At 65.0% G+C, this 22841-nt stretch carries 23 protein-coding genes; 6 read left to right on the forward strand and 17 right to left on the reverse strand.

Going from position 1 to position 22841, the window contains the following annotated elements:
- Positions 1–2: 2 nt before the first annotated feature.
- The 4 genes from J0H39_05750 to J0H39_05765 are packed head-to-tail and all read right to left on the reverse strand — an operon-like array spanning position 3 to position 4072.
- Positions 3–989 carry a tripartite tricarboxylate transporter substrate binding protein gene (locus tag J0H39_05750; protein ID MBN9496236.1) on the reverse strand — a complete coding sequence of 329 codons (987 nt, stop codon included), beginning with the start codon at positions 987–989 and terminating at the stop codon, positions 3–5.
- Between the two features lie 53 nt (positions 990–1042).
- The gene (locus J0H39_05755) at positions 1043–1321 is read right to left on the reverse strand and encodes a hypothetical protein (protein ID MBN9496237.1); all 279 of its coding nucleotides are present in this window, start codon (positions 1319–1321) and stop codon (positions 1043–1045) included.
- A 26-nt stretch (positions 1322–1347) separates the two neighbouring features.
- Positions 1348–3297, reverse strand: a complete 1950-nt coding sequence (locus J0H39_05760) for an enoyl-CoA hydratase/isomerase family protein (GenBank protein ID MBN9496238.1) — start codon at positions 3295–3297, stop codon at positions 1348–1350.
- 4 nt (positions 3298–3301) lie between these two features.
- Positions 3302–4072: an enoyl-CoA hydratase/isomerase family protein gene (locus tag J0H39_05765; GenBank protein MBN9496239.1), complete on the reverse strand. Its 771-nt coding sequence runs from the start codon at positions 4070–4072 to the stop codon at positions 3302–3304.
- A 147-nt stretch (positions 4073–4219) separates the two neighbouring features.
- Between J0H39_05765 and J0H39_05770 the strand changes: the two genes are divergently transcribed.
- From J0H39_05770 to J0H39_05780, 3 genes are all read left to right on the forward strand, one after another.
- Entirely contained in the window at positions 4220–4978 is a 759-nt protein-coding gene (locus tag J0H39_05770; protein ID MBN9496240.1) for an enoyl-CoA hydratase/isomerase family protein, read from the forward strand.
- Between the two features lie 103 nt (positions 4979–5081).
- Positions 5082–6167 (forward strand): Gfo/Idh/MocA family oxidoreductase, encoded by a 1086-nt coding sequence (locus tag J0H39_05775; GenBank protein MBN9496241.1) that lies wholly within the window; start codon positions 5082–5084, stop codon positions 6165–6167.
- A gap of 3 nt (positions 6168–6170) precedes the next feature.
- Positions 6171–6926, forward strand: coding sequence for an SDR family oxidoreductase (locus J0H39_05780; protein MBN9496242.1), 756 nt, complete (start codon positions 6171–6173; stop codon positions 6924–6926).
- Positions 6927–6941: 15 nt separating this feature from the next.
- On the opposite strand, the gene J0H39_05785 is transcribed toward J0H39_05780, so the two are convergent.
- The 3 genes from J0H39_05785 to J0H39_05795 form a co-directional block, all read right to left on the reverse strand.
- On the reverse strand, positions 6942–8429 hold the full coding sequence (locus J0H39_05785) for a tripartite tricarboxylate transporter permease (GenBank protein ID MBN9496243.1): 1488 nt from the start codon (positions 8427–8429) through the stop codon (positions 6942–6944).
- Positions 8430–8449: 20 nt separating this feature from the next.
- Entirely contained in the window at positions 8450–8905 is a 456-nt protein-coding gene (locus J0H39_05790; protein ID MBN9496244.1) for a tripartite tricarboxylate transporter TctB family protein, read from the reverse strand.
- A gap of 80 nt (positions 8906–8985) precedes the next feature.
- A complete protein-coding gene (locus J0H39_05795) occupies positions 8986–9963 on the reverse strand; it encodes a tripartite tricarboxylate transporter substrate binding protein (GenBank protein ID MBN9496245.1) in 978 nt (325 codons plus the stop codon).
- A gap of 269 nt (positions 9964–10232) precedes the next feature.
- Between J0H39_05795 and J0H39_05800 the strand changes: the two genes are divergently transcribed.
- Together J0H39_05800 and J0H39_05805 are read left to right on the forward strand one after the other, a co-directional pair.
- A complete protein-coding gene (locus tag J0H39_05800) occupies positions 10233–10664 on the forward strand; it encodes a nuclear transport factor 2 family protein (protein ID MBN9496246.1) in 432 nt (143 codons plus the stop codon).
- A gap of 7 nt (positions 10665–10671) precedes the next feature.
- Positions 10672–11829, forward strand: a complete 1158-nt coding sequence (locus tag J0H39_05805) for a CoA transferase (GenBank protein MBN9496247.1) — start codon at positions 10672–10674, stop codon at positions 11827–11829.
- Here J0H39_05805 and J0H39_05810 read toward each other — a convergent pair.
- The 5 genes from J0H39_05810 to J0H39_05830 all read right to left on the reverse strand — a co-directional run bounded on the left by J0H39_05810 (position 11808) and on the right by J0H39_05830 (position 16731).
- Positions 11808–13103, reverse strand: coding sequence for a TRAP transporter large permease (locus J0H39_05810; GenBank protein ID MBN9496248.1), 1296 nt, complete (start codon positions 13101–13103; stop codon positions 11808–11810). The genes J0H39_05805 and J0H39_05810 overlap by 22 nt on opposite strands.
- 1 nt (position 13104) lies before the next feature.
- Positions 13105–13590, reverse strand: a complete 486-nt coding sequence (locus J0H39_05815; protein ID MBN9496249.1) for a TRAP transporter small permease subunit — start codon at positions 13588–13590, stop codon at positions 13105–13107.
- Entirely contained in the window at positions 13587–14606 is a 1020-nt protein-coding gene (gene dctP, locus J0H39_05820) for a TRAP transporter substrate-binding protein DctP (protein MBN9496250.1), read from the reverse strand. Before dctP ends, J0H39_05815 begins: the two co-directional genes overlap by 4 nt.
- A 31-nt stretch (positions 14607–14637) precedes the next feature.
- Positions 14638–15489: an aldo/keto reductase gene (locus tag J0H39_05825; GenBank protein MBN9496251.1), complete on the reverse strand. Its 852-nt coding sequence runs from the start codon at positions 15487–15489 to the stop codon at positions 14638–14640.
- A 117-nt stretch (positions 15490–15606) separates the two neighbouring features.
- Positions 15607–16731, reverse strand: a complete 1125-nt coding sequence (locus J0H39_05830) for a Gfo/Idh/MocA family oxidoreductase (protein MBN9496252.1) — start codon at positions 16729–16731, stop codon at positions 15607–15609.
- 144 nt (positions 16732–16875) lie between these two features.
- On the opposite strand from J0H39_05830, the gene J0H39_05835 reads away from it, so the two are divergent.
- Entirely contained in the window at positions 16876–18039 is a 1164-nt protein-coding gene (locus J0H39_05835; protein ID MBN9496253.1) for a beta-lactamase family protein, read from the forward strand.
- A gap of 12 nt (positions 18040–18051) precedes the next feature.
- Here the strand turns inward: J0H39_05835 and J0H39_05840 are convergent, their stop codons facing one another.
- From J0H39_05840 to J0H39_05860, 5 genes are all read right to left on the reverse strand, one after another.
- Positions 18052–18798 carry an SDR family oxidoreductase gene (locus J0H39_05840; GenBank protein MBN9496254.1) on the reverse strand — a complete coding sequence of 249 codons (747 nt, stop codon included), beginning with the start codon at positions 18796–18798 and terminating at the stop codon, positions 18052–18054.
- Between the two features lie 36 nt (positions 18799–18834).
- Complete coding sequence (locus J0H39_05845) at positions 18835–19656, reverse strand: ABC transporter permease (GenBank protein ID MBN9496255.1); 822 nt, start codon at positions 19654–19656, stop codon at positions 18835–18837.
- Complete coding sequence (locus J0H39_05850; protein ID MBN9496256.1) at positions 19653–20492, reverse strand: ABC transporter permease; 840 nt, start codon at positions 20490–20492, stop codon at positions 19653–19655. The genes J0H39_05845 and J0H39_05850 overlap by 4 nt, the downstream gene beginning before the upstream one ends.
- Positions 20493–20496: 4 nt before the next feature.
- On the reverse strand, positions 20497–21573 hold the full coding sequence (locus J0H39_05855; GenBank protein MBN9496257.1) for an ABC transporter ATP-binding protein: 1077 nt from the start codon (positions 21571–21573) through the stop codon (positions 20497–20499).
- 62 nt (positions 21574–21635) lie between these two features.
- The gene (locus J0H39_05860; GenBank protein MBN9496258.1) at positions 21636–22670 is read right to left on the reverse strand and encodes an extracellular solute-binding protein; all 1035 of its coding nucleotides are present in this window, start codon (positions 22668–22670) and stop codon (positions 21636–21638) included.
- Between the last annotated feature and the right edge of the window lie 171 nt (positions 22671–22841).

Below are 22841 nucleotides of genomic sequence, written 5' to 3' on the forward strand. Positions count from 1 at the left end.
CGTCAGTTGATCGGGCCGATCTCCTTGGCGAATTCCTCGACCATCGCGATTTCGGTTTTCAGGACTTTGGTGAATTCCTCGATCGAGACCGGGGCGGGCGTGGCGCCGCCGCGCTGGAGCAGGGCGACGAAACTCGGCTCCAGGATCGCTTCATTGAGCACCGCGTTGATCCGCTCGGCCAACGGGCGGGGCAGGCCGGGCGGTGCGAAGAAGCACCACCACAATTGCGCGGATTCCATTCCCGGCACGCCGGCCTGGGCGAAGGTCGGCGCCTCGGGCGAGCCCGGCGGATAGTTCGAATCCGCATAGGCGAGCAGGCGCAGCTGGCCGCTGGTGATCTGGCCCAGCGTGCTCGACACCGACACGATCATCATGCCCAGGCGCCCCGCGACGAGATCGGTCTGCGCGTCGGCCGAGCTTTTGTAGTTCACGCCCTTGATCTTCAAGCCGGTCTGTTTCTTGAACAGCTCGCCCTGCTGATGCTGGGTCGTGCCGATTCCGGCGAAGCCGTAGAACACCTTGTCGGTGTTCGCCTTCGCATATTCGACGAATTCCTTGACCGTCTTCACCGGCAAGGACGATGGCACGACCATCGCAGCGGGCGAGCGTGCGATCATCGACAGCGGCGTCAGATCCTTCAGCGGGTCCATCGGCACTTTCATGATCGGCTTGTAGCCCGCGATGCTGCTGGGGCTTTCCAGCAGCGTGTAGCCGTCGGCCTGCGCGCGCGCGACCGAATTGGTGCCGGTGAAACCGCCGGCACCCGGGCGATTTTCGACCAGGAAGGGCTGGCCGAGTTTCTTCTGCAGGATTTCGGCGATGGCGCGGGTGAAGGTGTCGTTGCTCGCACCCGGCCCGTAGGGCACGACCAGCGTTACCGCGCGGGCCGGCCAGGCGGGCGCTTGGGTCAAAGCGGGGCTCGCCAAAGTCGCGGCGGCGGCGGTCGTCAGAACGGTACGGCGGGTTAAGCGGGGCGAATTTGCGGACATTGGCGGTTCCTCCCGGCTGGGCCGATCGAAAGTCGTCGGCACTTGCGAAAACGCTATGCCAGCGGCGGAATCGCGGCGACCGGGTTTTGGCGCAGTTTCGCCCGATGAAACCCAGCGATTTTTTTACGGCGGATGGTGCGGGCGCCGACATCGTCGATACGGCGATGGGCCGTGTTTCCGTCGCGCCGCGAATTTCCTTTGAGGTTCAATGGGGTTCGGGCGGCGGAAAAATCGAGGAATTTCAATGTCGCTTGACGGCTCTTCGTCGGCTTGTCGTAGGTTCGCGCCGACTTCGCCCACCATCGGCCCCGACGAATAAAGGCCCCGGTCACCGACCGGGGCCTTTTTCGTTAGCGGCTTACTGGCGCGACAATTCCTTCTGGAACATCGGTCCGCCTTTATGCGCGGGAAAGCCGTAGCCGTTGACCATCACAAGATCGATATCGGATGCGCGCACGGCAATGCCGTCTTCGAGGACGGCTTCGGCCTCGGCGGTCATCGCGGCCAGAACGCGGGCGACGATCTTTTCGGCCGGGATCGGCGCTGTGGTGCCGCCCAGTTCCCGTCGGCGTTCGTCGATCATCGCCGCGACGATCGGCGACGGCGTGCCCGCTGGGTAATCGTACCAGCCGCCGCCGGTCTTGCGACCCAGGCGCCCGGCTTCATAGAGCCGGTCGAGCAATGGTAGCGCGCGCGCCGGCGCTTTGCCTTCGGCGATCAGGCGCTGGCGCGTATGCCAGGCGATATCCAGGCCCGACATATCCCACACCGCGAACGGGCCCATTTTGAAGCCGTAACCGGTCAACGCCGCATCGATCTCGGCGGGGGCGGCACCGTCCTCGACCATGATCTCGCATTCGCGGCGATAGGCCGAATAGATGCGATTGCCGATGAAACCTTCGCCCACGCGCGCAACGACCGGCAGCTTGCCGAGCTTCTTGGAGACCGCGAGCGCCGTGGCCAAAGCCGCCGTGCCGGTCTTGGCGCCGCGCACGATCTCCAGCAGCCGCATCACGTTCGCGGGGCTGAAGAAATGCAGACCCACGACCGATTCCGGCCGCTTTGTCGCGGCGGCGATGACGTCGAGATCCAAATACGAGGTGTTCGACGCCAGGATCGAGTGCGCGGGCAGGATCGCATCCAACTCGCCGAACACGCGCCGCTTGATCGCCATATCCTCGATCACCGCTTCGATCGCGAGATCGCAATCGGCGGCATCGGCAAGAGACGTGGACGCCGTCAGCCGATTCGTGCGCTCGGCGGCGGCATCGGCCGTGATCCGGCCTTTGGCGACGTCTTGGGCTGCGATATCGGCGATGCGCGCGGTCCCGCGCGCCAGCGAGGCGGCGTCGATATCGATCAAACGGGCTTCGTAGCCGGCGGCAAGGCAGGCGGCGGCGATCCCCGCCCCCATGGTGCCGGCCCCGATCACCGCGATGCGGCGGACCGCGATCGCGGCGTCGGGCGAGACGCCGTCGATCTTGGCGCTTTCGCGCTCGGCGAAGAACAGATGGCGCAGGGCCGCCGCTTCATCGTCTTGGCGCAATTCCTGAAACGCGGCGCGTTCCTGGGCGAGCGCCTCGCCGAACGGCAAAGCAAGCGCGCGGCGCAGGGAAGCGATCGCTTCGCTGACCGGTTTACGGCCGGGATTGCGTTTGAGGGCGGCGTTTGCGCCCGTTTCGAAGCGCGCGGGATCGCCGTTGCGAACCGGCAGATCGCGCAAGCGCCGTTTGGCGGTGGCCGGCGAACGCGCGAGTTCGATCGCCGCCGCGCGCAGATCGCCGGTCGTCACCGCGTCGATCATGCCCAGTTTCAGCGCTTCGGGGGCGGGCACGCGCTTGCCGGTGACGACGATGTCGAGCGCTTCGGCCGGATCGACGATGCGCGGCAGGCGCACCGTACCGCCCGCACCGGGGATCATCCCCAGCGTGACTTCCGGCAGGCCCAGCTTGGCGTCCGGCGTGGCGATGCGGATATCGCAGCCCAGCGCCAATTCGTAACCGCCGCCCAAGGCCGCGCCATGGATCGCGACGATGACGGGCTTGGGGCATTCTTCGATCGCCGCGATGACGGCGGGCAGTTGCGGATCGGCGAGCGGTTTGCCGAATTCGCGGATATCGGATCCGGCGACGAAAGTGCGGCCCGCCCCGATCAGCACGGCGCCGATCACGGTCTTGTCGCCGGCGACCTTGCCGAAAGCGGCGATCAGGCCTTGGCGCACGGCGATGGAGCCCGCATTGACCGGCGGATTGTCGATCGTCACGACGGCGATATTGCCCTCGCGTTCCAAACGGACGGCGTCGGTCATCGAATCAACGCTTGCCGAAAACGGGTTTGCGCTTTTCGGCGAAGGCGCGCTGCGCCTCGCGCGTATCCTCGGTCAAGGACAACTCGGCCGAAACGCCCTGTTCGAAGCGATAGCCTTCGCGCAGCGACATTTCCTCGACCGTGTTGAAGGCGTGTTTGTTGCGCGCCAAAGCCACGGGGCTCTTGGCCGCAATCTCGGCCGCCATCGCCAAAGCGGCGGGCATGAGCGCTTCGGGGGCCAGGCATTCCTCGACGATGCCCAGGCGATAGAGTTCCTGGGCGGGAACGCGCCGTCCGGTGAAGAACATCATCCGCGCCTTGGTGCGCGGGAACAGTTCCAGGAATTTGGCGCCGCCCGCCAGGCCCACATCGATCTCCGGCATCTGGACATAGGCGGTCTCGGATGCGAGCAGGATGTCGCAGCACGCCATCAACGCGTAGCCCGCGCCGATCGCGGCGCCGTTGATCGCCCCGATCACCGGCTTGGCGCAGTCGCGGATCGCGTAGAAGCTTTCGCGCGTCACGCGATTGTGGCGGATATAGTCGCCGCGCTGCGCGGTCATGCTCCGCCGTTCCTTGATGTCCGCACCGGCGGAGAATACTTTCCCGCCGCCGGTCAGGATCACGCAGCGGATATCCGGATCGTCGCTCAGCGTGTCGAACACCCAGGTGAGTTCCGTGCGCGTGCGGAAATTCTGCGCGTTGACCGGCGGACGGTCGAACGTGACGGTGGCGATGCCGTCTTTGCGGTCGATGCGGAATTGTTCGAGATCCATCGGCGTCTCCCTGCTGCGGCCGGGAAAACTAGCAGCGGCCCAGGGGGCGGACCATCCAGCCCGGTGAAAACCAACTATCGAGCATATGAAACGTCGTGCGGGGGCCCTACGCCCTAAAATGGCGCCGTTTCCAGCAGGGAGGATCGGGTGTCGGGGATCGAGATCACGCGCGACGCGAACGGGGTGGCGACCGTTTGGCTCAGCAATCCGGGGCGGCTGAACGCGCTGTCCAACCGCATGATTCACGGTCTGAAGGCGGCGATGGACGAATTGGCCGCCGACGGCGCATGCCGCGTCGCGGTGCTGCGCGGCAAGGATGGCGTATTCTGCGCCGGTCGCGACTTGAAGGATCTGGGCGCGTTGCAGGAAGCGCCGCCGGCGGAAATCGACGCGATGTACGACGCGCTGGAGGCGATGCACTGGTCGGTGCAGAATTTCCCCAAGCCGTTGATCGCGGCGGTCGAGCGTTACGCGCTGGGCATCGCCACGATGATCGTCGCCTGGACCGATATTTCGATCGCCGAGGCAGGCGTCAAATTCGGTTTTCCCGAGGTGCGCAAGGGCATCACGCCCTATGGCGCCATTCCGACCTTGCGCCGGGTGATGCCGTTGCGCGCGATGATGGATCTGATCCTGTCGGGAAGGACGATCGAAGCGCCCGAGGCGCGCGAATACGGGCTGGTCAGCCGCGTCGTGGCGCCGGGCACGCTGGAAGCAAGCCTCGCCGGCGTCCTCGAGGAACTTTTGGCGGGCAAGCCGGGCGCCTTGGAGCGTATCAAGCGTTTCGCGCTGGACAGCGAAACCCTGGATCAGCGCGCGGCGGTGGCGCTCGCCACGCGCTTGGCCAAGGCGGGTACGGGCGATCCGGAGGCCAAAAGCGGTATCGGCGGATTTCTCAAAAGCTGATTGCCGGACGACAAACAGGTTTGCACTTCCGGCAGGGCTTCAATCCGGCGGTAAGCGCTTAAGATAGCGACGGAATTTCAACGTAAGACGGGATCTTGAAAAGATGAGCTCGCAAAATCGCGCGCCCCAGCGCGTCATCCATGTCGGCGTCGGCGTTTTCGGCAAGCGCTGGTGCAGCGACTTCCTGCGCAGCAACGTGGTCGACGGCACGATCCAAGTCGTCGCCTTGGTCGACCGCAACCCCGAAAACCTGAAGGCCGGACAGGTCGCGTTGGGCCTGCGCGACGACCAGTGCTTCACCGATGCGGCCCAAGCCTTCAAGGCGGTGAAGGCGGATTTCTGCACGGTCGCGACCACGCCCGCGCATCACGAGGAAGTGATCGACGCGGCGATCGCCGCCGGGCTCGACATTCTGTGCGAAAAGCCGATCGCCGACACGATGGCGGCCACGTTGCGCATCGCGCAGAAGGTGAAAGCGGCGGGCCGCAAGATGGCGGTGACGATGAGCCACCGCTACGACCAGGACAAGACCACGCTGCGCCGCGTCGTGAAATCCGGCCAGCTCGGCAAGATCAACGCGATCGGCATGCGCTTCCAGGGCGATATGCGCCAGCATATGGCGTGGAGCTCGCTGTTCCGGCACGAGATGGATCACCCGCTGCTGATCGAAGGCTCGATCCATCACATGGATATCCTGGCCGATCTGGCCGGCGACAAATGCGAAAGCGTTTTCGCGACGACGTGGCGCCCGTCCTACGCCGCCTATAAGGGCGATACGGACGCAGTGGTCGTGCTGGGTTTTGCCAACGGCGTGAAGGCGGTCTACGAGGGCACCTGCGCGCACTCGACCGGCCTCAACACCTTCTACAAGGAATATATCCGTGTGGATGGCGAGCACGGCACGGCGATCCTGACCCATCGCACGGTGGAATTGTTCATGCGCCAGGATATCTGGCGCCAGCAGCATCGCGAAGGCCAGGGACAGAAGATCGATCTGTTGGTCCAGCCCAAATGGATCAACAACTGGCTGATCGAACGCTTCGCGCAATGGCGCGTGGGCGGGGCGCCGCTGGAAACCGAAGTCGCGAACAACGTGCAAACGTCGGCGATGATCTTCGCGGCGATCGAAAGCCAGCGCATCGGCGCGCCGGTTCAGCTGGCGCCGTTCGTCGCGGCGGCGGGGCGCTGATCCATGCGTTTGAAAGGCAAGACGGCCCTGATCACCGGGGCGGGTTCGGGTTTCGGCGCGGAGATGGCGCGGCGTTTCGCAAGCGAAGGTGCGGTCGTGATCTGCGCCGATCGCAACGCGGAAAACGCGCAAGCGGTCGCCTCGTCGATCGGGGCGAATGCCCACGCCGCCGCGTGCGACGTGTCGAGTTCGGAGCAGGTCAAGGCGTTGGCCGAAAAAGCCGCCGCCGTGACCGGCCGCATCGACGTGCTGGTCAACAACGCCGGCATTTCCCAGCAGCCGCGCCGCATCGCCAAACTGCCGGAGGCCGAGATCGACGCGATCTTCGCGGTCAACGTGAAGGCGCTCTACCACACCGCCGCGCATATTCTGCCGATCATGGTGGCGGGCGGGGGCGGATCGGTCATCAACATCGCCTCGGTCACCGCGATCCGTCCGCGTCCGGGGATGACTTGGTACAACGCGGCCAAGGCGGCGGTGATCTCGATCACGCAATCGATGGCGGGCGAGTTCGCGGAAAACCGCGTGCGCGTCAACGTGATTGCGCCCGGCGTGGGGCGTACGCCGATGTTCGACGCGATCTTCAAAGACCCGAAAAAAGCCGACGAGGCGCATGACCGCCTGGTCGAAACCTTTCCGCTCGGCCGTTTGTCGAAGCCCTCGGATATCGCGGGGGCGGCCCTCTATCTCGCGTCCGACGATGCGGAATTCGTCACCGGCATCGTGTTGCCGGTCGATGGCGGCCGCCTGATCGCTTAGGCGGCCGCGTCCCCATTATTCCTCGCGCAAGACCGGCGGCTTGACCGCCGGCTGCTTGATCGCCGTCCAGAAGGTCAGCAACAGCATGATCGCGGACAGTACCAGCAGCGTGCCGCTGATCGGGCGCATCAGAATTTCCATCGGATCGCCGAAGGCGGAAAGCATCGCGCGGCGGAAATTCTCCTCCAGCATCGGGCCGAGGATGAAGCCGATCAGCATCGGCGTCGGCTCGAAATCGAGCAGGCGCATCGCGTAGCCCAGCGCGCCGATTCCGAGCACCAGCCACACGTCGAGCAGCTGGAACTTGACGCTATAGGCGCCGACGCAGATCAACACCAGAATGACCGGATAGAGCAGCCGATACGGGATGCTGAGCAGGCGCACCCATAGGCCGATCATCGGCAGGTTCAAGATCAGCAGCATCACGTTGCCGACCCAGAAGCTGGCGATCACGCCCCAGAACAGGTCGGCGTGTTCGGTCATCAAGCGCGGGCCGGGATTGATGCCTTGCATCATCAGGGCGCTGAGCATCACGGCGGTCGATGCGGTGGCGGGGATGCCCATCGTCAGAACCGGGATGAAGGCGGTTTGCGCGGCGGCATTGTTGGCGGATTCGGGGCCTGCGACGCCTTCGATCGCGCCCTTGCCGAAACGCGAGGGATCCTTGGCGACGCGTTTTTCCAGCGCGTAGCTCATGAACGACGCGACCGTGGCGCCCAGGCCCGGCAGCGGACCGATCGCCGACCCCACGCCGAAGCCGCGCAAAGTGGGCCAAACCGAACGCTTGATGTCGTCGCGCGTGGGAACCATAGCGCGCAAGGGGATCTTCTGCTTGGCGCCGCCGGTGTCGGCGTTGCGGATCGAGGCGATCACTTCGGTGATGCCGAACAGGCCCATCGTCACGGCCGCGACGTTGATTCCGTCGGACAATTCGGGGATGCCGTACATGTAGCGGTTGGCGCCGCTGATCACGTCCGTGCCGACGAGACCGATCAGCAGGCCCACGCCGACCATCGCCAGCGATTTCAACGGCGAGCCGCCGGTCATCAGCGAGAGCGCGATTAACGCGAACACCATCGCCGCGAAATACTCGGCCGCGCCGAACGCGAAGGCGACGGCGACAATGGCGGGGCTGAGCGCGATCAGCACGACGATGCCGAGGCTGCCGCCGATGAACGAGGCGATGGCCGTGATCGACAGCGCCACGCCGGCGCGACCCTGCTTGCTCATCGGATAGCCGTCGAGGCACGTGACGGCGCTGGACGCCCCGCCGGGCAAATTCAGCAGAATCGACGCGGTCGATCCGCCATATTCCGAGCCGTAGTAGACGCCCGCCAGCATGATGATCGCGGGCGTGGGATCCAGATAGAACGTGATCGGCAGCAGCATCGAGATCGTCGCGAGCGGACCGATGCCGGGCAGCACGCCGATCGCCGTACCCAACGTGACGCCGATAAAGCAGTAGGCGAGATTCTGGAACGACAGCGCGACGCTGAAGCCCATGAGGATATCTTCCACGGGCTTTACTCCAGGAACGACGGCAGACGGAAGCCGGGCATCTGTAGACCGAGCGCGACGCGGAAAACGAGCCAGCCGAGCAGCGCAGTGCCGATCGCCAGAATCCAAGTTTGGCGCGTGCGGCTGTCGGGGTCACCCATCGCGCCGACGACGATGCCGATCGCGATCGCCGGCAGCAGGCCGATTTGTTCGAGCAGGACGCCGAAGGCGAGGATGCTGCCGAGCGAGGCGAGAACCGGCCGCCATTCGGGCCGATCCATGCGCACGCCCGCGCGAATCAAGCCCATGCCGGCGATGACGATACCGAGTACGACGACGAAACCCGATGCGAGCATCGGGAAATAGCCGGGCCCCATCTCGATCGCGTCGCCGATCCGCATTTTCATCGCGCCGGCGAGGAAGACGAGCCCGATGACGGCGACCGAAACGCCGCCGATGAAATCCTTGTTCGCGATACGCATCGCGCCCCCCGTTTGGCCTTACGCGACGCCATGTGCGTCGAGCGCGTCCGCCGGCCGGGCCGGCGGACGCGCAACGTCGATCAGTCCGCCAGCGAGATGTTGGCCTCGGTGGCGACTTGCTTCCAGGTGTTCAATTCGTCGACGACGAGCTTCTTGAAGTCCTCGCCGCCCAGATATGCCGGCGTGTAACCGAGTTCGTTCAACCGCTTCACGATGGCCGGATCCTCGAGCATGCCGCGAATCTCGGTGCGCAGACGGTCGAGGATCGGCGCCGGCGTGTTTTTGGGCGTCATCATGCCGTAATAGACGGTCAGTTCGACGTTCACGCCCGCTTCCTTCAGCGTCGGCGTATCGGGATAGAGCGGGTGGCGCGACGGCCCGGTCTGCGCGAGCGCGCGGATCTTGCCCGCTTGGACATGCGGCGCGCCGGTTGTCGGCGTCAGCCACAGCATTTCGGTGTGGCCGCCGATCAGATCGGTCAGCGCCGGGCCGATCCCGTTGAACGGGATATGGGTCTGGCGCACGCCCGTGCGCATGCCGAACAGCACCGTGCCCATATGCGGGGCGCCGCCCACGCCCGACGAGCCGTAGCGCACGCGACCGGGCCGCTCCTTCGACAACGCGATCAGTTCGGCGAGGTTGGTGGCGGGCACCGAGGGATGCACCGCGACCACGAAAGGAACGTGGACGATGCGCGCGAGGAATTCGAAATCGTCCGGTACCTTATAGGGCACGGATTTGCGCACGGCGGGCAGCACGCTCATGCCGTCCGACGGCGACCACAACAGAGTGTAGCCGTCGGGCTTGGCGCGTGCGGCGCGGTCGAGGCCGATCGCCGAGCCGCCGCCGGCGACGTTCTCGACCACGACCTGCTGGCCCAAACGCTTGGTGAAATACTCGGCCGTCAACCGGCCCAGCAAATCGTTGCCCGCACCTGGCGCGAACGGAACGATGATGGTGATCGGGCCGGCCTTGGGCCATTCCTGCGCGACCGCACCGGACAAACCGGCCGCCGTGACGGCGATCGCGGCAAATGCCGCGGTGACAAAACGTTTCATGATAGCTCCTCCCGGGATTTCTCCGCCCGCGTTGTTCCGTGGGACGGCATACAAATTCACGTCGAGACCGCCGGCAGGCTAACACGCGAATTTTATTGGTCCCGTCAAACGTCCGTTGCGCGCTGCGCAAAGGAAGGCCGTTTTGCCGCACCGCAACGACGCAATTTGGCGGGTACATGTTGCGCCGAATGCAAATCAGCTTGTCGCGACCGCCGTCGTGACGATCCGGTCCGCACATGGCACTTCCGACCCAAATTACGGGAGGGACCATGGACGGATCGGTACGGCGGGAAATCGAAGCGGAATGCCGGGCGTTGCTTGCCGATTACGCGGTCGCGGTCGACAAGGGCGACGGCGCCGCGATGGCGGCGATGTTCGCGGCAGACGGCGTGCTGCGCCGGGGCGATACGGTGCTGACCGGCCCCGCCGAAATCCCGAAGATCATCGGCCAGCGGCCCGACGATCTGGTGATGCGCCATATGGTCACGACGGTCTCGGTCCAGGTGCGCGACCAAAACAGCGCGACGGCCTTGGCCTATTACATGGTCTACAACGCGCGCGGTGCGGCCCTGCCGCTGGCCATGGCGCAGCCTTTCAGCATCGGCGAATGGCATTGCGCGTTCGTCAACACGCCGGCCGGCTGGCGCCTGTCGTCGTTCGAAATCAAGCGCGTCTTCGTGCGCGACGCGCCAAAAGCCTAACGCGATGATCCCCGGGCTTCTCGACGGCTTCCGCGTCATCGATCTGGGCAGTTTCATCACGGCACCTTTCGCCGCGATGCTGCTGGGCGATCTTGGCGCCGAAGTGATCAAGGTCGAACGCCCCGGCGGCGGCGATCCGTTCCGCAATTTCGAAAGCGGGCTCTACGGGCCGCAATTCAAGGCATTCAACCGCAACAAAAAAAGTCTCGTGCTCGATCTGACGACCGAGGCCGATCGCAAGCTGCTGGCCGAGCTCGTTCGGCGCTCCGACGCCTTGATCGAGAATTACCGGCCGGGCGTGATGGCGCGCCTGGGTTTGGATGCGGGTGCCGCGACGGCGCTCAATCCGCGTCTCGTCTATTGCTCGATCACCGGATTCGGCCCCGACGGGCCGTCCGCGGGTATGGCGGCCTACGACACGGTGGCGCAAGCGGCGTCGGGCTATCTCAGCCTGTTCGTCGCGCCCGGCGACACGACGATCAAAGGCCCCGCCGCCGCCGACGCGGTGACCGGGCTTTACGCCGCCTATGGCGTGCTGGGCGCGTTGCTGTCGCGCGAGCGCACGGGGAAGGGCCGCGTGCTCGACGTGCCGATGATGGCGGCCGTCGCGCATTTCGCCAGCGAGCCCTATCAGCATTACTTCACGCGCGGCGTGGTGCCCGCCCCGGTGCACCGCTCGCAGATATCCCAATCCTTCGCCTTCGCCTGCGCCGACGGCGCGTTGCTCGCCGTGCATCTGTCCTCGCCGGTCAAATTCTGGGAAGGGCTGATCGCGGCGACGGGCCGTCCCGATCTTGCGGCCGATCCGCGTTTCGCCGGCCGCATGGACCGCGTGAACAATTACGCGGCGCTGGAAACCGAACTTGCCGCGACGTTTGCCGCCAAGAAGCGCGGCGAATGGATCGAATTGCTAACCCGCCACGACGTGCCCCACGCCGCCGTGCTCTCGCTGGCCGAAGTCGTCGACGATCCCCAGGCGCGGCATATCGGCCTCGAACAGCGCGCGACCCATCCGCTCGAAGGCGAGGTGCGCGGGATCCGCAATCCGATCGGTTTCGCCGGCGCGCCGGAAAGCTTCGCGCCGCCGCCCGTGCTGGGCGAGGACAGCGACGCGCTTCGCGCTTGGCTATCGGCGCCGGGCGATCAGCGCACGAAGCCGAAATAAGTCGGCAGCGCCAGCGACAGCCAGGGGACGTAGGTGACGATCGCCAGCGTCACCAGCAGAATGCCGATGAACGGCCAGATTTCGGCCAGAATCTCGCGCACCGGGATCTTGTTCACGCCGCTGACCACGAACAGCACCATGCCGTAAGGCGGCGCGATCAGGCCGATCGTCGCGTTGAAGGTGACGACCAGACCGAAATGGATCGGGTCGATGCCCAATGCCTGGACCGTGGGCATCAGGAGCGGGATGACGACCAGGATCATCGCGGCTTCGTCCATCACGCTCGCCAGCAACAGGAACAGGATATTGACCGCGAACAGGAACATGTTCGCGGAAATGTCCTTGCCGTCGAGGAAGGCGGCGATCGCCATGGGGATGCGCTCGACCGTCAGGATGTAGCTGAATACGAAGGCGCCGAAGAACACGCAGGCGACCGTCGCGGTGATGCGCGCGGAATCGACCAGCGCGTCGACGATCTCCTTCAAGCCGAGCATCCGGTAGATCAGCCCGGCCAGGATCAGCGCATAGGCGCAGGCGACGGCGGCGGCTTCGGTCGGCGTGAATACGCCGGTATAGATGCCGCCCAACATGACCACGGGCATCAGCAACGGCAGGATCGACCGGCGTACGATGCGGAAGATCTCCGCGGCCGGCGGGCGCTCGATGGTGGGGTAGTTGCGCCGCCGAGCGATCCACGCGACCAGAATCATCATCATGCCGGCCATCAGAATGCCCGGCAGAACGCCGGCCATGAACAAGCCGCCGACGGAGGTCGAACTCGCCAACGCGTAAAGCACCATCAGGATCGACGGCGGGAAGATCGGCCCGATCGTCGCCGAGGCCGAGGTGACGGCCGCCGCGAAGCCGCGCGAATAGGCGCCGCTGCCTGTCATCATGCGGATCAGCATGCGGCCGACGCCCGCCGCGTCGGCGGTGGCCGAGCCGCTCATCGACGAGAAGATGAGGGCGGTCAGGACGTTCACCTGGGCCAGACCGCCGCGATGCCGCCCGACCAGCACGATACACAGCTGCAAAAGGCGCTCGGTGATGCCGCCGTCGTTCATCAACCGCGCGGCCAGCACGAAGAGCGGCACGGCCAGCAGCATGAACGACGCGAACAATCCGTGCAGGATCAACTCGCCCGCCTGGCTGGGGTCCTGTCCGCTCAGGATGAAATAGAGGATACCGGATCCGAACAGCGACAGGCCGACGGGAAAGCTCATCACAGTGGTGATGGCGAGGGCGACCAGCATCCAAATCAACGCGTCGGACATGTCAGAGATTTTCCCGCCAGTCGCGGCCCAGCAGGCTCAGGATCGCAACGGCAATCTTGATGGGGAACACGGCGAAGAAGATGAAATAGGGGAAGAAGGCGATCTGGTAGGAGATCGCGAGCGACGCGGTTTTCTCGAACTCCAGGAACTGGAAATATTCCCAGGTCGCGCGCATCGCCCAAGCGAAGATACCGAGATAGACGAGATTGACCAGGATCGAGACCGCGCGGCGCCCTTGTTCGGGAAGCGCGTTGTAGAACACGTCGAAGCGGATATGCTCGCGCAGCGAAATCGTGGTGCCCGCGAGCCAGAAGACGAACCAGATGAAGGCGATCATCGCCAGTTCCTGGGACGTCGAAAGCGGCGAGCGCAGCGCGTAGCGCATCACGGTCTGCGCCAGCAGCGCCGCAAAGACCACGAATAGGGCGGCGCCCGCGGCCCAATCGGCCGCGAGCGCCGCCTTTCGCATCAAACGCGCGAAACTCACTTGATCCGGCAATCCGGATCGGACGGCATCGCCGCGATCTGGTCGTAGAGTCCGGCGGGCCAGGATTGCGCGAATTTCGACGCGAGATACTTCTCGCGCATATGCGCGCGGAAGGGCGTCACGTCGGGCGTCGTCACCGTCATGCCGTCCTTGGTCAGTTCGGCGACGGCGTTGGCTTCGGCGCGCTTGCGGTTGGCGATCGTGAAATCGGAAGCGGCGTTGGCCGCTTCGCGCACGACCTGCTTTTCCTGATCGTTGAGCGAGTCCCAGAAGCGTTTGGAGACCGCGATCAGATCGACGCCCAGCAGATGGTTGGTCTGCACGAGCTGCTCGGTCACTTCGTTGAACTTGGTCGACTTCATCGCGGTCGAGAAGCCCGCGAAGGCGTCGACCGTGCCGGTCTGCAGCGCCAGATACAATTCGCCGAACGCGATCGGCGTCGGCTTGGCGCCCAATGCCTCGGCCAGGAACTGGAACGCTTCGTTGCCGACTTCGCGCATCGTGATGTTGGAGAGATCCGCCGGCGTGCGCACGTCCTTCTTCTTGCGCAGCACCAGCGTGCGGTAGCCGATCAGCGCCTGGTTCAGCGTGACGATGTTCATCTTCGACTCGATGTCGGCGCGCACCTTGCGGCCGAATTCGGAGTTGAGGATGACGCAGTGGTGTTCGACGTCGCGCACCAGATAGCCGGCCGTCAGGATCGACGCTTCGGGCACGCGCGGCGACACGTCGAACATGTTGACGAAGCCGATATCCAGATTGCCGCGCTGCATGGCGGGGATCTGTTGCGATTGCGGGAACAGCGAGCTGTTGCCGTGGATGGCGATGTCGAAGCGGCCGGGCAGCGAGCGCTTCATGTAATCGGCCATGATGTACATCGACTGGCCGAGGATATCGGCGTCGGGCACGACATAGGCGATGTTGACCTTCTGCGCCTGTTGGGCGGCGGCGATCCCGCAGCTTAGCGCCAAAGCGGCGCCGGCCCCGAGCAGCGTTTTCAAAATCGAATTCTTCATAGAGGTTCCTCCCGGTTTGATTGGTTATCGATCAGACGATGGCGGCGGGTTCGGCCCATGGCTGATCCCACACGACCGGTGCCCAATCCGGACTGACGAGACGCTTGCCGCCGCGCAAGCTCCCGATGCGCGCCATTTCGTCGGCGTCGAGCGCGAAGTCGAAGATCTCGAAATTCGCTTTGATGCGCGGGTGCTGGCCGGATTTGGGTATCGCAAGTACGCCGCGTTGCTGGATCAGCCAGCGCAAGGTGACCTGCGCGACCGTCTTGCCGTATTTGGCGCCGATCGCGGTCAGCACCGGATCGCCTTCGATGGCGCCACGCGCCAGCGGAATGCACGCGGTCAGCAGCATGCCGGTCTTGCGCAGTTCGGCCAGGACGGCCGATTGGTCGAGATAGGGGTGGTACTCGACCTGGTTGCCGAAAAGCGGGGCGCCGAAAGCGGCGACCGCCTCGCGCATCACGGCGACGGGGAAGTTGCTCATGCCGACTTGCCGCGCCCAGCCTTTTTCCTGAACGGCGCGCAGCGCCTTCATCACGTCGGCGATCGGAAAGGTCGGGCTCGGCCAATGCGGCATGATCAGATCGACGTAATCGAGCCCCAGGCGATCCAGGCTTTCGCGCATCCGCGCTTCGATCTTGTCGGGCTCGAGTTCGAGATAGCGGATTTTTGTCGCGACGAAGAGTTCGCCGCGCTTCAAGCCCGAGGCCGCGATGGCTTGGCCGACTTCGACTTCGTTCTCGTAGCGCGAGGCGGTGTCGATGCTGCGATAGCCCACGTCGATCGCATAGCGCACGGCGTCGCGGCCGGAATCGCCGCGCAAATGCCAGGTGCCGAAACCGAGGACCGGCACGCGCGCGCCGTTGATCGTTTGATAAAGCATGTAAGGCGTACCACTCCCGTTGAATCGGCGATTGCGCGCGATGCTAGACCGCGCTCAACCGACGCTGAACGGACAGGAGTCGAACGCCATCTTCTCCGCCGGTGAAAACAACCCGGGCTAAAGGCGCTGCCGGATGCCCGTATCCGACGCCGTTTGCACCGCCGCGAGCAGGCGATGGGTTTTCGCCGCATCCGCGAAATCGGGGGCGGGGGCGTTGCCGCCGTCCAGCGCGTCGAGCAGGCGCAGGTAAAGTTGCGCGGTATAGAAGGGCGGGCCGGTCAGGGTTTCCGGCAGGCGCGGATCGCGCGTTTCGACCGCGACCGGCTCGAACGGCTTCTTGCGCCGCCGCGCGATCGAAACGTCGAGTTCGACGCGCTGGATGCCGACCGGCGCCACGCCGACCGGCGGGCGGGTGATGGCGACGATATCGCCATCGGTGCCGTTGATTTCGAAGCGCACGCCGGTCGGGTTGGCCATATCGGCCTTTACGTGGACCGAGGCGACCGCGCCGCTCGCCAGACGGCCGCTGACCAGCACTTGGTCGGGGGCGGTCACGTCCATGATCTCGCCCGTCTCGACGATCTCGCATTTCGTATGCTGCGTCGTCACCACGGCCGCCAGTTCGACGAACGGGCCGACGCAATGGCAGAACGAGTCGAGCGAATGCCCGCCGGGCACGGTCAGGCCCGTGGCGCCGCTTTCGCGCTTGGTGCGATAGGCTTCGGCCGCCGGCAGACGCGGCCCCCAATTATTGAGCGAGGAAACCAGCGTCGTCGAAATCACCTGGCCGATGGCGCCGCTCGCGACCAAATCGCGGATGGCGTTGAGATAGGGCGAGGCGCGGCCCTGCAAACCCACGATCGCCTTCACGCCGCGCTTGGCGGCGGCATCGCGGATTTCTTCGGCCTCGCTGGTCGTCAAAGCGAGCGGCCATTCGCAGAATAGATGCTTGCCGGCGGCGATAGCGCCAAGCGCGATTTCGCGGTGATGCGCGACCTTGACGCAAATCGCGACGATATCGACCGCCGGATCGGCGACCAATTCGCGCCAATCGCCATAAGCGCGCTTGGCGCCGAATTTCTCGGCGGCGAGCGTGGCGGTTTCCAGGCGCGTCGTCGCGACGGCGGCGAGGTCGTAACGCGCTAGGGCGCGCAGCGCCGGCAAATGCGCCGCCAAGGCCCAGCCACGCTCGGGGCTCGCCCCCACCACGCCCACGCCGTAAATCCGCTCGCCTTGCGCCATGTCACCCGTCTTTCGTCCGTTGTACGCCCGCGAGTGTAGCAACGTCGCGGGGGCCGGATCGTTTCGGCGGGCGGGAAGCTGCCTGTTCGCGCGCGCAAGCCAGCCCGGGCTTATACTCGCTTCCCGATCATCGCCGAGGCGCCAATGGGCTTGAAGAAAATCGAAGAATTGCTGAATGAAGCGGTCGCGACCAACGCGGCTTCGGGAATCGTCGCGGGGATCACCACGCGCGAGGGCACTGTTTTACGTTCGGCCGCGGGGAAGGTCGCCGCCGGCGGCGACGCGGCGATGACCCCGGACAATATTTTCTGGATCGCCTCGATGACCAAAGCGATCACCTCGATCGCGGCGATGGGGCTGGTCGAAAAGGGCGTCGTGCGCACCGACGAACCGATCGCGCGCATCCTGCCGGAACTCGCCAATCCGCAAGTGCTCGAAGGCTTCGACGCTTCGGGAAAGCCCAAGCTGCGCCCCGCGCGCGGCGCCATCACGCTGGGCCAGTTGCTGTCCCACTCGTCGGGTTTTCCCGAACATGTCTGGCACGCCGATACGCTGCGCTACCTCACCGCGAGCGGCACGCCGCCGACCAGCACGGCCAAGCGCGCCGCGCTGAACCTGCCTTTGGTCGGCGATCCGGGCACGGTCTGGCAATACGGCATCAGCCACGACTGGGTTGGGCAGTTCATCGAACGCGTCAGCGGTCAAACGATCGACGCCTATCTGCGCGATCATGTCTTCGCGCCGCTGGGCATGTCGGATTCGGGCTACGAATTGACGCAAGTCCAGCAGGCGCGGATGGCGACCGCGCATCGGCGCGAAGCCGACGGGCGTTTGACGCCGTTCCAGCGTTCGCCCGTCCAAGGCCGTGAGTATTGGCCGGGCGGCGGCAGCCTTAACTCGACGCTCGACGACTATCTGGCCTTCGCGCGGATGATCCTCAATGAGGGCCGCGTCGGCGACCGGCAATTCTTGAAGCCGGAAACGGTGCGCCGCCTGCCGGAGAATCAGACCGGCACGCTGCCGGTGTCGAAGCTCGATCCGGCCTTGCCGGAATTGTCGAACGCCGCCGATTTCCTGCCCGGTATTCGCAAGGGCTGGGGGCTCGGCTTCATGGTGAATTTCGAGGATGTGCCGGGAGCCCGCAAGGCGGGCAGCCTCGCCTGGGCCGGGCTCAGCAATTGCTATTACTGGATCGATCCGGCCAGCGGCGTGGCGGGCGTGCTGCTGACCCAGATCCTGCCCTTCGCCGACAAGCAGGTGCTGGACGTGTTCGACCGGTTCGAACGCGCGGTCTATGCCGCGCGCTGAACCGGTCCTGCATTAGTAGGTCGCGCGGCCGCCCGAGATATCGAACGTGGCGCCGGTCGAGAACGACACGTCCTCCGACGCCAGCCACGTGATCATCGCGGCGACTTCCTCGGGCAAGCCCGCGCGGCCCATGGGAACGCGCGACACCCACAGCTTCTTCATCTCTTCCGGCATGTCGTGGAAGAGATTCTTGGTCGCGATGATCGCCGGGGCGACCGCGTTGACGCGGATATTGGTCGCCGCGAGTTCCTTGCCCAGCGATTTGGTGAAGGAATGCACCGCCGCCTTCGAGGCCGAATAGCCCGAGGAGAACGGATTGCCTTCCTTGCCCGAGACCGAGCCCAAATTGACGATGCGGCCGTAATTGGCCTTCTGCATATGCGGCACGACTTCGCGGCTGCACAGGAAGGTGCCGGTCATGTTGACGTCGAACATCTTGCGCCACAGGGCCAGCGAATAGTCGACGACCAGCGTGCGCGGGTTGGTCACACCCGCGCCGTTCACCAGAATGTCGATCTTGCCGTGACGGCGAATCACTTCCGCCACGCCCGCCTTGACCGAGTCCTCGTCCGTCACGTCGACGCGGATGCCCGTGGCGCCGGGCGCCTTGGCGACGGCTTCGTCGATGGTCTTTTGATCGAGATCCCAGATCACGACCGTGGCGCCGGAAGCGATGAAACGCTCGACGGTGGCGAAGCCGATGCCGCCCGAGCCCCCCGTGATGATGGCGATACGGTTCTTCAGATCGATCTGGTTCATGGCGCGTGTTTGTCCGATTGTTGAGGTTGTCGAATGTCAGGCGGCCGGGTTTTTGGTCCCGACCTCGCCCGCCAGCACTTTCTGCACGCCGAACAGACGTTCGATCAGCAGCACGAAAGCGGCGGAGAACAGGATCATCGCGACCGACACGGCGGCGATCATCGGCGTCAGGTCGAACGCGGCGAAGGCGTAGAGTTCGACCGGCAGCGTCTTGTAGGCGGCCCCCGTCAGGAAGATCGAAATGCCGACATCGTCGAACGAGATGATGAAGGCGAAGGCGGCCCCCGCGATCACGCCGGGCAGGATTTGCGGCAGCGTCACTTCGACGAATGCCCGCAAGCGCGACGCGCCGAGATTGAGTGCGGCCGCTTCCTGGTTCCAGTCGAAACCGGCGAGCGACACGCTGACCATGCGCACGATGTAGGGCAGCGTCAGGCAGATATGGGCGACGAGCAGGCGTTCCGCAGGGCCGCCGATGCCGATCGCGGAGAAGAAGATCAGGATGGCGAGGCCCGTCATCACCAGCGGCACGAACAAGGGCGCGCCCGCCAGCATCAGGATGATGCCGCGTCCCGGAAAACGATAGCGCGTGACCGCGATCGCCGTGGCCGTGCCGAGGACGACGGAAATCGCCGTGGCTTGGAGGGCGAGGACGACGCTGTTGATCGCCGCGTCGATGAACACGGTCTGGCGCAGCATGTCGTGATACCAGCGCAGACTGATGCCCTCGTAGGGCAGGCTGATATAGCCCGAAGCGGTGACGGAGATCGCGAACATCACGACCAGCGGCCCCAGCATGAACACGCAGATCAGCGCCGTCCAAGCGCCCAGGATCAAGCGTTCGGCGTTCGGGATCATTGGAAGATCACCTTGCGCTTGCCGCCTTCGGCCACGCGCGTGACCAGCCAGACGATCGCCGCGATGACGACGAACAACGCGATCGAAATCGCCGCCGCCTCCGGCCAGTTGAAATAGGTGATGGCTTGGTTGAATACCTCGACCGCCAGCATGCTGATGCGCAACCCGCCGAGGAGCGACGGTGTGGCGTAGGCGCTGGCGCTGAGGATGAAGACCAGCAGCGCGCCGGTCAGGACGCCCGGCAGGCTCAACGGCAGCGTGATTTCCAGATGCTGGCGCCAGCGGCTGGCGCCCAGATTGGCGGCGGCGGTGTAGAGATTTTCGTCGATCTTGCGGATCGAGGTCATCAGCGACACGACCATGTAGCCGAAGAAAACATGGACGAGACCGAGAATGACCGCGCCTTCGACATAAAGCATGCGCATCGGCGGTAGGCCCACACCGGTGAAGGCTTGGTTCAGAATGCCGCGCTGCGACAGCAGCACGACCCAGGCGAGGGTGCGCACGACCACGCTGGTCAGCAGCGGCGAGACCATCACCAGGATGATCGCCGATTGCCAGCGCGGGCCCACGTTGCGCAGATGCAGCGCCACCGGATAGGCGATGATGACGCTGATCACCGTCGTGATCAGGCTGATGCGCAGCGTGCGGATCGCGACGCGCTGATAGAACGGGTCGGCGACGACATTCGCGATCAGGTCCAAGGAATAGCCGTCGCCCTTGGGCGACAGCGCCAGCCCCAGCATCTGGCCGACGGGCACGATGAAGAAGACGCCGAGAAAAACGAGCATCGGCAGGCAGAGAAGCCAAGCGGCGCGGGTTGTGGCGCGATCCATCGCTCTAGCTCCGGCTCGACGGAATCGCCGTCACGTCACCGGCATCCCACGCCGCGTTGACGCGATCGCCGATGGCGAGATCGGCGAGCTCGGCGGTCGACGGCGAATAGACCTCGAATGCCGTCCCGGCGATTTCGAGTCCGATCTGCATCGCGGGGCCGAGGAACGTGACGCTTGAGACGGCGGCGGTGTAGGCGTTGTCGCCGGAAACGGGCCCGCGCGAAATGCGCACGCGATGGACGGGCACGGTGACTTGCGTCGGGCCATTCGCCGTTCCGGCGGGCATTTTCATCGATAGCGCGCCGGCGGTCAGCACGCCGTTCGCGACATCGCCCGAAATCAAATTCTTGTGGCCGACGAAATCGGCGACGAAGCGCGAGCGCGGCCGCGCGAAGATCTCGACCGGCGAGCCGATCTGCTCGAGCAGGCCGCCATTCATCACCGCGACCTTGTCGGAAATCGCGAAAGCTTCCTCCAGATCGTGGGTCACGAAAATGGAGGTGATGCCGAAGGCGCGATGCACTTCCAGGAACTCGACGCGCAATTGCTTGCGCAGCTTGGCGTCGAGACTGGAGAACGGCTCGTCGAGCAGCAGGATCTTGGGCTTGATGATCAGCGCGCGCGCGAGCGCCACGCGCTGCTGCTGGCCGCCGGACAATTCCTTGGGGTAACGCTCGGCATAGGGGTCGAGGCGCACGCGCGCCAGCATCTCGTCGACCTCGCGCGCGATCTGTGCCGCTGGCAGTTTCTGCATGCGCAGGCCGAACGCGACGTTGCGGCGCACGGTCATATGCGGGAACAAAGCGTAGTTCTGGAACACCATCGCGGCCCCGCGCTGGTGGCTGGACAGCGTGTCCACGCGTTTGTCGTCGATCGCAATCGATCCCTGATCGGGCGCGAGGAACCCCGCGATCATCTTCAACGTCGTCGTTTTGCCGCAACCCGACGGGCCCAGAATGGTCAGAACCTCGCCGCGCGTCACGCCGAAGGTCACGTCGTTGACGACGGGGATGCCGCCATAGAGTTTCGTAATGCCGGAAAGGCGCAAATACTGGGCGTCGGTCGCGGAAAGTGAAGTCATGCCGTCCTCGAAATGGATCCGGCGGCCATGCATGGCCGCCGGATCGTCGCTTCGTTCGAAAGTTACTGCGCCATCGCCCGGACGAATTGCTGCGTCAGGCGGGCGCGATCGGGCAGAAGCTGGGCCCCGTCGATCCCGATGAATTTGGAAACATCGGCCGGATCGGGCGCGCCCGCTGCGATCAACGCGGGCGGCACGGTAACGCCGGTGACGACCGGGCTCGCCTTGAACTGCTCGACGAACATCGCTTGCACGCGTTCGGACAGCAATTCGTTGACGACCTTCTGCGCCATCGTGGGGTTCGGGCTGTTCTTGGCCACGGCCATCGTCGTGAACTGAAGGATGCCGCCTTCCTTGGGCGTCACGAACTTCAGCGGTGCGCCGCGATCGGCGAGCGAGACGACGAGTTGATGGGCCAGAACGCCGATGTCGAAATCGCCCAGCTGCGCGCGTTCGACATGCTTGGCGCCCGACGGATCGACCGTTTCGATGCAGTTCTTGAACTCGACGACCTTGTCGATGCCCTTGGGAATGTCCGCGGGCTTGCCGCCGCCCAACATCATCAGCGCGTAATAGCTGAACGAGACGCTGGGATGCATGAAGCCGACGCGATTGCACAGCTTGCGATCGACCAGGTCCATCCACGAAGTCGGCGGCTGCAATCCGGCCTTCTGGAAATTGGCCGTGTGATAGAACAGGCCGATGCTCTGCATGATGACGCCCACGCCCGTGCCGTCGCCCATCTTCGCCGGGCCCACGGCCTTGGCGAGGTTGGGGATCAAAGCGGGGTCGAGCTTGGTGAAAATGCCGGCCTGAAGACCCTGGGCGAAGGTCATTTCCTCGCCCATCACGACGTCGACGTCGGGGCGGTCCTTCGCGGCGATGGCGCGCGTCACGTTATCGGCGGAGCTGCCGGCGGTGAAACGGACCTTGACGTTGTTTTCCTTTTCGAACGGCGCCAGCGCCTTTTCGAGGACTTCCTGCCAAAGGCTGCCGAACGAGGCGACGACCACCGTTTGCTGGGCCATCGCCGCGTTCGAGAACAGCATGGCCCCGCCCAGTACGGCGGCGCGGCCCAAATTCCCGATTGATTTCATCTTTGCGTTCCTCCCGGATCGGCCCTGCGCGATCGCGCGAACCATGCGCGACCATATTCCCGGGTATCGACGCCGCAAATGCCGGGGGGACGCAAACCAGTTTTTCGCGCGACGTAAGCGCGAAGCGCATGCGACGGCACGGATTACATTCCGTGCAAGGTCGTCCGGCCC

Source organism: Alphaproteobacteria bacterium (genome assembly GCA_017308135.1).
Lineage (GTDB): Bacteria > Pseudomonadota > Alphaproteobacteria > CACIAM-22H2 > CACIAM-22H2 > Tagaea.

Bases quoted from the DNA above. Each gene is read 5' to 3' on its own strand.
- J0H39_05765 (MBN9496239.1), bottom strand. From the start codon at position 4,072: ATGGATCTCGAACAATTCCGCATCGACCGCAAAGACGGCATCGCCACC.
- J0H39_05800 (MBN9496246.1), top strand. From the start codon at position 10,233: ATGGACGGATCGGTACGGCGGGAAATCGAAGCGGAATGCCGGGCGTTG.
- J0H39_05830 (MBN9496252.1), bottom strand. From the start codon at position 16,731: ATGGCGCAAGGCGAGCGGATTTACGGCGTGGGCGTGGTGGGGGCGAGC.
- J0H39_05795 (MBN9496245.1), bottom strand. From the start codon at position 9,963: ATGAAACGTTTTGTCACCGCGGCATTTGCCGCGATCGCCGTCACGGCG.
- J0H39_05785 (MBN9496243.1), bottom strand. From the start codon at position 8,429: ATGGGCTTCAGCGTCGCGCTGTCGTTCCAGAATCTCGCCTACTGCTTT.
- J0H39_05825 (MBN9496251.1), bottom strand. From the start codon at position 15,489: ATGCTTTATCAAACGATCAACGGCGCGCGCGTGCCGGTCCTCGGTTTC.
- dctP (MBN9496250.1), bottom strand. From the start codon at position 14,606: ATGAAGAATTCGATTTTGAAAACGCTGCTCGGGGCCGGCGCCGCTTTG.
- J0H39_05790 (MBN9496244.1), bottom strand. From the start codon at position 8,905: ATGCGTATCGCGAACAAGGATTTCATCGGCGGCGTTTCGGTCGCCGTC.
- J0H39_05860 (MBN9496258.1), bottom strand. From the start codon at position 22,670: ATGAAATCAATCGGGAATTTGGGCCGCGCCGCCGTACTGGGCGGGGCC.
- J0H39_05750 (MBN9496236.1), bottom strand. From the start codon at position 989: ATGTCCGCAAATTCGCCCCGCTTAACCCGCCGTACCGTTCTGACGACC.
- J0H39_05780 (MBN9496242.1), top strand. From the start codon at position 6,171: ATGCGTTTGAAAGGCAAGACGGCCCTGATCACCGGGGCGGGTTCGGGT.
- J0H39_05855 (MBN9496257.1), bottom strand. From the start codon at position 21,573: ATGACTTCACTTTCCGCGACCGACGCCCAGTATTTGCGCCTTTCCGGC.
- J0H39_05845 (MBN9496255.1), bottom strand. From the start codon at position 19,656: ATGATCCCGAACGCCGAACGCTTGATCCTGGGCGCTTGGACGGCGCTG.
- J0H39_05850 (MBN9496256.1), bottom strand. From the start codon at position 20,492: ATGGATCGCGCCACAACCCGCGCCGCTTGGCTTCTCTGCCTGCCGATG.
- J0H39_05835 (MBN9496253.1), top strand. From the start codon at position 16,876: ATGGGCTTGAAGAAAATCGAAGAATTGCTGAATGAAGCGGTCGCGACC.
- J0H39_05775 (MBN9496241.1), top strand. From the start codon at position 5,082: ATGAGCTCGCAAAATCGCGCGCCCCAGCGCGTCATCCATGTCGGCGTC.
- J0H39_05760 (MBN9496238.1), bottom strand. From the start codon at position 3,297: ATGACCGACGCCGTCCGTTTGGAACGCGAGGGCAATATCGCCGTCGTG.
- J0H39_05840 (MBN9496254.1), bottom strand. From the start codon at position 18,798: ATGAACCAGATCGATCTGAAGAACCGTATCGCCATCATCACGGGGGGC.
- J0H39_05810 (MBN9496248.1), bottom strand. From the start codon at position 13,103: ATGTCCGACGCGTTGATTTGGATGCTGGTCGCCCTCGCCATCACCACT.